The organism is Eubacterium multiforme (assembly GCF_030813415.1).
Classification (GTDB): domain Bacteria; phylum Bacillota; class Clostridia; order Clostridiales; family Clostridiaceae; genus Clostridium; species Clostridium multiforme.
In genome coordinates, this window is the sequence record NZ_JAUSUF010000001.1 from 746666 (window position 1) to 758653 (window position 11988).

Annotated in this window: 13 protein-coding genes; all 13 read right to left on the reverse strand. The window is 27.6% G+C overall.

Going from position 1 to position 11988, the window contains the following annotated elements:
• Positions 1-18 precede the first annotated feature (18 nt).
• A complete protein-coding gene (gene lacB, locus J2S18_RS03460) occupies positions 19-540 on the reverse strand; it encodes a galactose-6-phosphate isomerase subunit LacB (protein ID WP_307483253.1) in 522 nt (173 codons plus the stop codon).
• 14 nt (positions 541-554) lie between these two features.
• Positions 555-983, reverse strand: a complete 429-nt coding sequence (gene lacA / locus J2S18_RS03465; protein WP_307483256.1) for a galactose-6-phosphate isomerase subunit LacA — start codon at positions 981-983, stop codon at positions 555-557.
• 17 nt (positions 984-1000) lie between these two features.
• Positions 1001-1753 (reverse strand): DeoR/GlpR family DNA-binding transcription regulator, encoded by a 753-nt coding sequence (locus J2S18_RS03470; protein WP_307483259.1) that lies wholly within the window; start codon positions 1751-1753, stop codon positions 1001-1003.
• 152 nt (positions 1754-1905) lie between these two features.
• Entirely contained in the window at positions 1906-3321 is a 1416-nt protein-coding gene (locus J2S18_RS03475; protein WP_307483262.1) for a PTS galactitol transporter subunit IIC, read from the reverse strand.
• A gap of 51 nt (positions 3322-3372) precedes the next feature.
• Positions 3373-3675 carry a PTS sugar transporter subunit IIB gene (locus J2S18_RS03480; protein ID WP_307483264.1) on the reverse strand — a complete coding sequence of 101 codons (303 nt, stop codon included), beginning with the start codon at positions 3673-3675 and terminating at the stop codon, positions 3373-3375.
• Positions 3676-3708: 33 nt separating this feature from the next.
• Positions 3709-4185, reverse strand: coding sequence for a PTS sugar transporter subunit IIA (locus tag J2S18_RS03485; protein ID WP_307483267.1), 477 nt, complete (start codon positions 4183-4185; stop codon positions 3709-3711).
• A gap of 356 nt (positions 4186-4541) precedes the next feature.
• Positions 4542-4751: a helix-turn-helix domain-containing protein gene (locus J2S18_RS03490; RefSeq protein ID WP_307483270.1), complete on the reverse strand. Its 210-nt coding sequence runs from the start codon at positions 4749-4751 to the stop codon at positions 4542-4544.
• Positions 4752-4760: 9 nt separating this feature from the next.
• Complete coding sequence (locus J2S18_RS03495; RefSeq protein WP_307483273.1) at positions 4761-5231, reverse strand: DUF2975 domain-containing protein; 471 nt, start codon at positions 5229-5231, stop codon at positions 4761-4763.
• A 249-nt stretch (positions 5232-5480) separates the two neighbouring features.
• Positions 5481-6588 (reverse strand): peptide chain release factor 2 gene (gene prfB / locus J2S18_RS03500; protein ID WP_307483276.1). Its coding sequence is split into 2 segments (ribosomal slippage): positions 5481-6521 and positions 6523-6588, totalling 1107 coding nucleotides; the frame shifts between segments, so codons are not numbered across the junction.
• Between the two features lie 102 nt (positions 6589-6690).
• The gene (secA, locus tag J2S18_RS03505) at positions 6691-9216 is read right to left on the reverse strand and encodes a preprotein translocase subunit SecA (protein ID WP_307483278.1); all 2526 of its coding nucleotides are present in this window, start codon (positions 9214-9216) and stop codon (positions 6691-6693) included.
• Positions 9217-9430: 214 nt separating this feature from the next.
• Positions 9431-9958: a ribosome hibernation-promoting factor, HPF/YfiA family gene (gene hpf, locus J2S18_RS03510; protein WP_307483281.1), complete on the reverse strand. Its 528-nt coding sequence runs from the start codon at positions 9956-9958 to the stop codon at positions 9431-9433.
• A gap of 413 nt (positions 9959-10371) precedes the next feature.
• Positions 10372-11007: a ComF family protein gene (locus J2S18_RS03515; RefSeq protein WP_307483284.1), complete on the reverse strand. Its 636-nt coding sequence runs from the start codon at positions 11005-11007 to the stop codon at positions 10372-10374.
• Positions 10989-11972 carry a hypothetical protein gene (locus tag J2S18_RS03520; protein WP_307483287.1) on the reverse strand — a complete coding sequence of 328 codons (984 nt, stop codon included), beginning with the start codon at positions 11970-11972 and terminating at the stop codon, positions 10989-10991. The genes J2S18_RS03515 and J2S18_RS03520 overlap by 19 nt, the downstream gene beginning before the upstream one ends.
• Positions 11973-11988: the final 16 nt, after the last annotated feature.

Below are 11988 nucleotides of genomic sequence, written 5' to 3' on the forward strand. Positions count from 1 at the left end.
TCTCACCTTCTATATCCCTTATTCTGCTGGATATCCTCCATTGTCCCATTTCTCTATAAATTCATCAAAGAAATGTTCATTTCCTAGTTGTCCATCTTTAACTTCAGCAATTCTATCTATTTTTTCTACTAATTTTCTATTTTCTTCAGTGTCTTCAAATTCAGTTTCTAAGAAAGCATCTATTATGTTTTCTATTAATCCTAATCCTGAAATTCTTCCACCCATTCCTATAACATTTGCATTTAATTTTTTCTTAGCATATACTGCTGTACTTACATCTCTTACTAAAGCTGCTCTAGCTCCAAATACCTTATCTGCTGATGTTGTTATACCAACTCCTGTACCACAAATAACTATAGCTAAATCTGCTTCTCCACTAACTACCTTTTCTGCAGTCTTTTTACCATATATAGGGTAATGAGTTCTTACATGATCGTAAGTTCCGTTATCTATAACTTCATGTCCTTTTGATTTTAAATAATCTGATACTTTCATTTTAATATCTGTTACTATATGGTCGCATCCAATTGATATTCTCATTTCTTCTCCTCCAATTAAAGCATTTTATTTAACATATCTATTCTTATTTGATGTCTTCCTCCTGCATATTCAGAATTTAAATATGCATCAACAATGTTCTTAGCTAATGTTTTTCCAACAATTCCTGATCCCATTGCTATTATAGATGTGTTATTATGACTTCTTGTCATGTATGCTGAATGTTCATCTGAAACTTCAGCACAAATTATATTTTTAAACTTATTAGCTGACATAAATGATCCAGCTCCATACTCATCTATAAGTATTGCTCTGTCTCCTTCATTTTCTAATATTCCCTTACATACTCTCTCTGCTGAATCTACAAAATCTAAATCATTCTCTGGTGTTTTATCAATTACTTCATAATCCTTTTCCATTAAGTATTCTTTTAAATACTCTTTTAATTCAAATCCATTTTTATCTGCGCCAAGTAAAATTCTCATTGCTTCCTCCTTGTAAATCAATAAATGATTTTAGTATATCTTTTATATTGTTCTTCTTCTATTTCAGCAATATCTTTATCAGTTATTATGGCCGTAAGATCCTCTAATTTATAAAACTTATAGAAATCTTTTCTATCTAGCTTACTTGAATCGCATAAAGCATATTTTTCATAAGCATTATCTAATATAATTTTTTGAGAAAAGCCTTCTTCTTCGTTATATGTCATAAGACCATCTTCATATATACCATTTGCACCAACAATTGCTATATTAACTCTTAAATTACTTAAAGTTTCATTTGCAAAATTACCAACAAAAGTATCTGTAGTTTCTCTAAACTTTCCACCTACTAGTAACAAGTCAAATCTCTTATCATTTTTAAACTTTTGAAATACTGACAAACAATTTGTTATTACCTTTATGTATGATACATTTATATATTCATATAAAAGTTCATTGGTTGTACCTGGTCCTATATAAACAGTATCATTTTCCTTAATAAAACCTGCTGCTAATTTTGCTATATATTTTTTATTTTCTATATTTATTTCTCTCTTTTCATGAAGTAAAAGTTCGCCATTTAAATACATATTTTTATTTTTAGCGCCTCCATGAATTCTTATAAGATAACCTTTGCTCTCTAATTCTTTTAAGTCTCTTCTTAATGTCATTTCAGTTACATCAAGCTCTTTTATAAGTTCTGAATTTTTTATAACGTTTTGTTCTTCTAATTTTTCTATTATTTTTCTATGTCTTTCAACTTTTAACATATTTTATACCTCCATATTAAAAATTAAATTACTTTCACAATACTATATCACTAAACATTTCTCATTATATAACTATTAATTTATCTTTATAATAATTTTATAGTATTATCACATATAGAGGTACATTTATAGAGATATTTTTTATTTAGAAATTATTTTTCACTAGCTTCCATTTCATATTTTTTGTTTCTCTTCTTCATTTGTTTTGCATACCAGAAGAAAAGTAAAACATATGCAAGTAAAACTGCTATTACTGCAATTGCATTTCCAGCTGTCATATTACCACCGAATTGTCCTACTAATATTGCAATAAACTTTTCAATAGGTCCTTCAAGTGTTGAATGTGTAATTAATGTTCCTACTGGTAAACCTGCTGGGAATGCTCCTACTGCTTTAGCTGTAGTTGTTACAAATCCTGCTATTGCAGTACCTGACCATAAGAATATTGGTAACATAAAACATCCTGTAATAATCATTCTAATCATCTTACCTCTAGTAACTACTAATAATGCAGGTGTTAAACCGATTGCAATTATTCCTCCTAATGGTAAAATTTTATTTCCTGGTAAAAATAGTGCCATAACTAACATAATTGGTGCTAAAACATTTGCAGCTGCCCACATTTCTGCTCTTGATGCTAAGAAAGGCCAGTCAATACCTATATTGAACTTTCTTCCAGCAAATTTTTTACTTAAGAAGTTTGTAATACCTTGTGATAATGGTTCAACTGCTTCAATAAACCAGCTTCCAACAAATGAGAATAATTCAAGACACATACCACCTGTAAATGCTAATGTAAATATTGTTTGTGGTTTTTGTCTTCCAAGTATTCCAACGAATACTCCTAGATAACAACCAATTGCAAATTTACTTCCCCAGAATCCTATTCTCTTATTTAATTGAGCAGCATCAAAATCATACTTATCTAAGAAAGGAAAAATTTTATCAAAAATCTTATCAAATACCATAATTATTGGATTTAACATAAAGTTTAAGTGAGTTGTAGTTGTTGGATTTGTATCTGGCATATTTAATAGATCATTAAATGTTGGTTTCATTAAATCTGCATTTAAAATCTTTAAAATACCTATTAAAACTACTAATAGTGTTGCTAATAATAAATTATTATCTGAGTAATACATTACTATTAATCCTATTATTGATAGATGCCATATGTTAAATATATCAACATCTAGTGTGTCTGTTTTCTTTAAAACTAACATGATTATATTAACAATTACCATAATCATTAAGAAATACAATGTGTAAACAGAACCCCATGTTATTGTAGCAAGTGGTGCCCAGCCCACATCTGTAATTGATAATTGAATACCTGTTGACTTAACAAAGTCTTGAAGTGCAGGTGCAAAATTACCTGTTAAAATTCCAATTACTGAACCCATTGCAGTAAGTGCAATTGCAAGTTTTATACCACCTTCTAAAGCCTTTGAAAATTTAACCCTCATACATACTGCAAGTAGTGTTAAAACAATAAGCATCATTGGTGGAGCACCTAAGTTTATTAATGGTCTAAAAATACTATTAGCAAAATCTATTATACCGTTCATTAAATTTACCTCCCCATAATCTCTCTTTATTAAATTTTAAATTGATTGTTATTACTTGTTTAAAGTTTTTATTATTCTTTCAACTTCATCAAATACTGGCTTACTCATCATTGGCATTCTATATAAGATAGGTCCAGCTTCAACTATTGGAATAGTTATTTCGAATCCACAATCTGGTGCAGAAATTGGTGCAAATATATCATATTTAGCAATCATATCTTCAGTAATATCTTTTATCATTACTGCATCTGCATGAACTTCATATCCTCTGTTTGCCATTTCCTCCTCAATTGCATTTTTTATTTGGTGACTTGAATTTACTCCAGCTCCACAAGCTGCTAAAATTTTTATCATAATATAACTCCTCCTTAAAAATATATTTAAATTTTATTGATTTACTATTTTATATATTTCATCAGTTGTATTTGCTTTTTCAAGCTTGTCTATATTTTCTTTATTCGTAACAAATTGCATTAAACTTGCCAAAATATTAGCTTGTTCTCCACCAGCTTCATTTAAAATCATAAATAAATATTTGACCTTAAGTTCCTTTGATGGATCCATCATATTTTTAAAGCTTAATTCGTTATTTAATTTAACTACTACAACCTTCGTAACATTACAGTAACCACTTTCTGTATGTGGAATGGCTACATTTGGCATTTTATTATCAATAACACTTAAATCAATACCTGTAGGGAATTCTTCTTCTCTTTTCTTTAATGCCTCTATGTAATCTTCTTTAACTAATCCCTTTTTGAATAATTTATCAGCAATCTTTTCAAAAGCTTCATTACTTTCATTAAAATCTTCGATAAAAATTAAATCAGGTTCAAATAAATTTAAAATTTTATCCTTATTCACAAAAATTCTCCCCTCTATTAACCATGTTTTTGTTTGTTTATGTTTGTTTTTGTTTTATTTTGTATGATTTAATTATATATAAATACGTTTACATAAGCAATTATAATATTTAGAAAAATACTCCATTTTTATTCATATTATTTTTTATATAACGATTACATTAATAAAATATACTTTTTATTCTAATTATCTTCACTTTTCTCTCGAATAATTACTAATCTATATTATTTATGTTATAAATTTGAAAATTTAATATAAAAAAAGAGAATTGTATTAAATTTCTTTTAATACAATTCTCCTATATTTTATAAAAATTTTCTTCAAAATAGCTATTTTTCAAACATTTAAATACTTTTCTAATCATTTTTCCTATATTCTAATATATCTCCAGGCTGACAATCTAATACTTTACAAATCTCTTCTAAAGTAGAAAATCTTATAGCTTTAGCTTTTCCATTTTTTAATATTGAAAGATTTGCCTGAGTAATTCCTACTCTTTCAGCAAGCTCTGTTAAAGTAATTTTTCTTTTCGCCATCATTACATCTAAATTTGTTACTATGCTCATTTCTTCACCTTATATTACATATTTATTTTCTTCCTCTAAGACTTCTGATTTTTCATTTATTTTTACTGCTTCATTAAATATATCACTAAATATTCTAAAAACCAATCCTATTACAACTAACAATATAGTTTCAAAAGTAATTGCATAACCACTTATAGATAATATTTCTAATGAATTTATTTTATCCTTTATAAAATAAGAAACTACAGCCATAAGAAATATATAATTAGAAATTTTATTTAAAATATAAACATTTTCTATTATAAATACCTTCTTGTTACATACATTTTTAATCAGTCCCTTTATTTTAAATAAAACTACTACCAATAAAATAAAAAATATTGTTAAAGTTATATAAGATAAAGCTAAATTTAAATTTTTTATATTTTTGAACCCATTAATTATATTTGAAAATACAACTACTCCTATTATAAAAATTGCTAAATTAATTAATCCTCTTGTTAATTTTAAATATCTCATAAAATCCCTCCTTATAACTTATTGTACCTTATCACTTAATGATATACAATATTTTTTTATCGAAAAACAATATACTTATAAATAAAAAAATTAAGGTTATGATTATTTTAAACCTTAATCTTTTATATAAATTATCCATTTTTTAATACTATATTTAATAAATCTATGTTTTAAACTAGCTTTGATTTTAGATAGAGCTGTAAGCTTCTAAGGGCTACCTAAAATCAATACTGAACTAAAATATATTTTCTAAGAGTTTAAATCACTAGAAAGATATGAGTTTATAAATATATCAATATCTCCATCCATTACCCCTTGAACATTTGAAGTTTCTTCTAAAGTTCTATGATCTTTAACCATGTTATAAGGATGAAATACATAAGATCTTATCTGACTTCCCCATCCCATATCTTTAAGTTCTCCAGTTAGATCTTCTATCTTTTCCTTATGAGCTCTTTCCTTTAATTCTATAAGTTTAGATTTAAGCATTTTCATTGCTGTATCTCTATTTGAAAACTGACTTCTTTGATTTTGGCATTGAACAACTATTCCAGTTGGTATATGAGTTATTCTAACTGCTGATTCTGTTTTATTAACATGCTGTCCACCAGCTCCACTAGCTCTATAAGTATCAATTTTTAAATCATCTGATTTTATTTCAATATCTTGATTTGTTGTAAGTTCTGGTAAAACTTCTACTGAAGCAAAGGATGTTTGTCTCTTTCCATTTGAATTATATGGTGATATTCTAACTAATCTATGAATACCTTTTTCAGCCTTTAAATATCCATATGCAAAATCACCTTTAATCATTAATGTTACATTCTTTATTCCTGCTTCATCACCTTCAATTAATTCTAAAGTTTCCACAGAAAATCCTTTTTTTTCAGCCCATCTTGTGTACATTCTTAGGAGCATTTCAGTCCAATCATTTGCATCTGTTCCACCAACTCCTACATGAAGGTTTAATATTGCATCATTTTTATCATATTCTCCTGATAAAAGTATTTCTATTCTATATTCATCAACTAAATTTTCTAAAAGTTTAACTTCTGATACTATTTCATTTATTGAATCATCATCATCTTCTTCCATAAGATCATTTAAAATTTCTATATCTTCTATCTTTCTTTCTATTGTTTCAAATCTTTGAACTTTTGATTTTAAAAATTTACTTTCTTTAGTAATTTCTTCTGCCTTCTTTATATCATCCCAAAAGCCTTGTTCTTGCATCTTTAAATCCAGTTCATTAATTTGCTTTTTTAAAACTTCCTTGTCAAAGTGAAACCCTCATTTCATCTATTTTTACTTTCAAACTTGGAACTTTACTTAAAGCCTTTTCAAGGTCTACTCTCATCTAATCACCTCTATATTAATTTTAATAGAGCATCGTTATATATAATAACGATGCTCATTTTAATAAATTAATTGTAGCATAATAAACTTATTTTAGTTTATGTTATACTTCTCTTCCACAACAATTTTTATATTTCTTTCCACTACCACATGGACAAAGTTCATTTCTACCAACAGTTTCCTTCTTCTTTACTGGCTGTTGTTTTTTAGGAGCTTCTCCATTTCCAGTATTTAAATGAATAGCTGCTGTTTCTCTTACAACTCTTTCTCTTTCTTCTGGAGCTTTTTCCATTTGAACATGGAATAGGTATTTTACAGTGTCGATTTTAATTGCTTCTATCATTTCATCAAACATTGCACTACCTTCCATTTGATATGCTTGAACTGGATCTTGTTGCTTAAATGCTCTAAGTCCTATACCTTGCTTTAAGTGATCCATATTATCTATATGATCCATCCACTTCATATCAACATTTTTAAGAAGGACAACTCTTTCGATTTCTCTAAGTTTTTCTTCTCCAAATTCTTCTTCTTTTCCCTTATATATCTCTAGGGCTATATTTATAAGTTTTTCTTTAATCTCTTCATTTGAAAGATCAGTTAAGTCATCAATAGTCACTCTATTTGCAGGAATACAAATATCATCTAAATAAAGAATTAAATTCTTAAATTCCTTCTTATAATCATCTTCCATTCCAGTAACGTGAGCATCTACAGCATCACTTATTACTTGCTTAATCATCTCTTCTATTTGTTCTTTTAAGTTTTCTCCTTCAAGAACTTGACTTCTTTGCTTATAAATAACTTCTCTTTGCATGTTCATAACATCATCATATCCTAGAAGATTCTTTCTGATATCAAAGTTATGACCTTCAACTTTCTTTTGAGCACTTTCTATTGATTTAGTAATTATCTTACTTTCAATAGCATCGTCCTCTTCTAAACCTAATTTATCAACCATAGCATGTGTTTTTTCTGACATAAATATTCTCATTAAGTCATCTTCTAATGAAATAAAGAAAGTTGACTCTCCAATATCTCCTTGTCTACCAGAACGTCCTCTAAGCTGATTATCTATTCTTCTTGATTCATGTCTTTCTGTTCCAATAATCTTAAGACCACCAGTCTCAATTGCTCCATCTCCAAGTTTAATATCAGTACCTCTACCTGCCATATTAGTTGCAATAGTTACTGATCCAACTTCACCTGCATCTTGTATTATTTCTGCTTCTTGTTCATGATACTTAGCATTTAATACTTTATGCTTTATACCTTTTTTCTTTAATAAAGCTGATATTATTTCTGACTTTTCGATACTTGCAGTACCTACTAGAACAGGTTGACCTTTATCATGTGATTTCTTTATTTCTTCAACTATAGCCTTATATTTTCCTTTTGCAGTTTTATATACAATATCATGATTATCTACTCTTTGTATTGGTCTATGTGTAGGTATAACTATAACGTCTAATCCATAAATTTCTCTAAATTCATTTTCTTCTGTTAAAGCTGTACCTGTCATACCTGATAATTTATTGTACATTCTAAAGTAATTTTGGAATGTTATTGTTGCTAAAGTTTTTGATTCCCTTGCAATCTTAACTCCTTCTTTTGCTTCAATAGCTTGGTGAAGACCATCAGAATATCTTCTTCCTTCCATAAGTCTTCCTGTAAATTCATCAACTATTATAACTTCTCCATCTTTAACCATATAATCTTTATCAAGTTTCATTACATAGTTAGCTTTTAATGCTTGAGTTACATAGTGTTGTAATTGCATATTTTCAGCATCTGCATAGTTTTCAACCTTAAAGGCTTTTTCTGCTTTTTCTATTCCTTGTTCTGTAAGCATTGCAGCATTTGCCTTTTCATCAATTGTATAATCATCTTCTGCAACTAATGTCTTTACAAAGTAATCTGCAACTTTATAAAACTCTGTAGATTTCTCTCCAGCTCCTGAAATTATAAGAGGTGTTCTAGCTTCATCAATAAGTATTGAGTCAACCTCATCCACTATAACAAAGTTTAATCCTCTTTGAACCCTCTCTTCTTTATAAACAACCATGTTGTCTCTTAAATAATCAAATCCAAATTCATTATTTGTTCCATAAGTTATATCTGAATTATAAGCTTCTCTTCTTTGATCATTATTTAAATCATGAACAATAACTCCTGTTTTTAATCCTAGGAATTCATATATATTATTCATCCATTCTCTATCTCTTGAAGCTAGATAATCATTAACTGTTATTACGTGAACGCCTTCACCTGATAATGAATTTAAGTATGCAGGTAATGTTGCAACTAATGTTTTACCTTCACCAGTTTTCATCTCTGCAATTCTTCCTTGATGAAGAACTATACCACCTATTAACTGCTCTCTGTAAGGCTTCATCTTTAATGTTCTCCATGAAGCTTCTCTTACAACAGCAAATGCTTCCACTAATAAATCGTCTAATGTTTCCCCATTCTTATATCTTTCTTTAAATTCTTCTGTCTTACCCCTTAATTCTTCATCACTAAGCTTAGCCATTGCTGAATCTAGATTCTCTATCTTATCAACTAATGGTTTTATTCTTTTAACTTCTCTTTCGCTATATGTGCCAAACAAAGCTTTAAATATTCCCATATTTTCATCCTTTCAAACGCTACAAAATTAATAAGCATTTTCTTTATATCTTAGTATACATTTATAAATTATACCATTTTTAATTAATATATTTCAACTTTATCATAATTTTATTAACTTAATTCTTATTTTTCCTTAAAATAACATAAAAACTCCATAAAGTACATGAAAAATCATTGTCTTTATGGAGTCATAAATTCTTATTTATTTAATTTTATTTGTAATCAGGTTCTAGCAAACCATAATCTCCGTCTTTTCTCTTGTATAATACACTTATATTGTTTGTGTCTGCATCTTTATAAACGAAGAAATTATGTCCTATAAGCTCCATTTGTAAAATTGCTTCATCAACATTCATTGGTTTTACAGCAAATTTCTTTGTCTTAACTAATTTACCTTCATTTTCATTTATACTATCATCTGCTGCAAGTTCTGCAAATCTTAATGAATCATTTTGTCTCTTAGCAAGTTTTGTTCTTTGCTTTCTGATTTGTCTAACTAATTTTTCTTGTACTTTATCTATAGATTTATACATATCATCTGTTATCTCTTCTGCTCTTAACAACACTCCATTAAATGGAATTGCTATTTCTACTCTATGTCTATTTTTTTGTACAGATAATGTTGCTTTAGCACTTACATTACTTTCAAAGTACTTGTCAAGCTTTGAAACCTTTTTTTCTACCATTTCTCTTAAAGCAGGAGTTAATTCCATATTTTTTGTTACAACTGTTACCTTCATAAGTCCAGCCCCTCTCATATGTTCTAAGTTTAACTTAGAAGATTTCAAATGATTTGTTTATCTATTTGTTATATACATTGTACTCCTTTTCATAAGAAAAAACAAGATTAATTTCCATTTATAAAAGCCTTAAATTCTAACTGAAATTTATTATAAAAAATAAAAAAAAGACCCTAAAACTTAGTGTCTTTTTTGAAAAGTTAGCTGACCTGATTTTTGCCCCCACACTCGCCTACTGGAGATTTCGCTACCCAGATTTAACCTCTCACTACTAACCCTCTCAAACTTTAATGCTTGGTAGGACTTACTTCTATACCGCACCATGCTCACTAGAATCTTTGCCTAGCTTATGTGGATCGTTTCGCCTGCGACTGGCATCGACTTTCAACCACAGACCTAACTTTACATTAATATTATATACGACTTTTAGCAATAGTCAATATTTTTATTTCTAAAGCTCCATTTTCTTTTAGTGTTTTTACTCCTTCTTTTAATGTTGCACCTGTTGTAACTACATCATCTATTAATATAAATTTATTTCCCTTTATTAATTCTCTATTAATAACACCAAAGGAGTTTTTTATATTTTCCATTCTTTCACTTTTATTTAATTCTTTTTGAACTTTAGTTTCTTTTATTTTTGTTAATGTATTACTACATCTTAAATCTAATTTTCTAGAAAGTTTTTTAGCTATGTATTCGCACTGATTAAATCCTCTTTGTCTTTTAGATTTTTTGCCAATTGGAATATAAGTTAATATATAGTCCTTATCTATATTCTTGATTTTTTCTTCAAGCATATTAACTAATATTTCTCCAGCTAAAAAATCTTTTTTAAACTTAAAAAGATGAATTAATTCTTTAAGAACCCCATTATAATATCCATAATACTCATCCTCTTCACAAAGCTTTATAGATTTTATACATGCTTTGCATATTCCTTCTTCTTCATCATCCCTGCATATTATACAATATGGAGGACTTGGAAATATAATTTGTAGTATACAGTCTATTAAATAATCTAATTTTTTTAATAGTTTTCCTCCCATAACCTTTTATTAAAACTCCTAGTTATGCTGCGTGCCATTTCTATATTTTCTGTTTCCTCATGACAAACTAAAATCACTTCTGAAAATTCATCAATATTTTTACAAACCTTGCTACACATAAATATGATTTTTTTATAATCAATTTTTTTATCATCTGCAGATAATACAATTATGCCATGAACATTTGGAGTTTTTAAAACCTCCTCTATATCATTTGTTATTAAAAATATTGACTTATCTTTAAATTTAAATACATTTTTATTTATTTTTTTATCTATCCCTTTAATTAACATTACTTCTTTTAAGTTTATTTTTTTATCATAATAATCATATACATTATAAACATCTTCTTTATTTGGTACATAGGTTATTACATTCTTTTTGTTATTTTTAAACCACTTTATATATTCATACAATACATAAGGTATATCTGAATTTAAATTTATTCTAGTTGTTATTACCCTAGGTTCAACTAATATCCCTCTGCTCCCTGTATTTAAGGTGTTAATTACATTGTTACATTGTTCTATTTTAATTGAAGAATAAAAAATTATCTTTTTAGAAAAATTTCTTAACTTATCAAATAAGATTTTAAAATCCTCCTTTGATAATGTTGAATAAAATGATATATCATCTACAATAATAAGATCATATTTTTTATTTACATTGTAAATATATTTACAATTCATAAATATAAAAGGCTTATCTAAATTGTCTTCTCTTGTATATCCATAATAATCCTCTCTGTTTATATAAGAAATAAGCCCTTTATCAACACCTTCATTTTCCCAAATATATAAACTTCTTCCCCCTTTATTAACTACTACTTCTTTTATTATGTCATAAAAAATCTCATTGCTATCAAGAGGCCTTCCTAAAACAGTCAATAACTCATCCTCACAATTTAAAAAATTGTTTATTTCTCTTTTTAAATAAATTAGTTCTTTATTAATTGAGTTACTCACATAATCAACTCCTAAA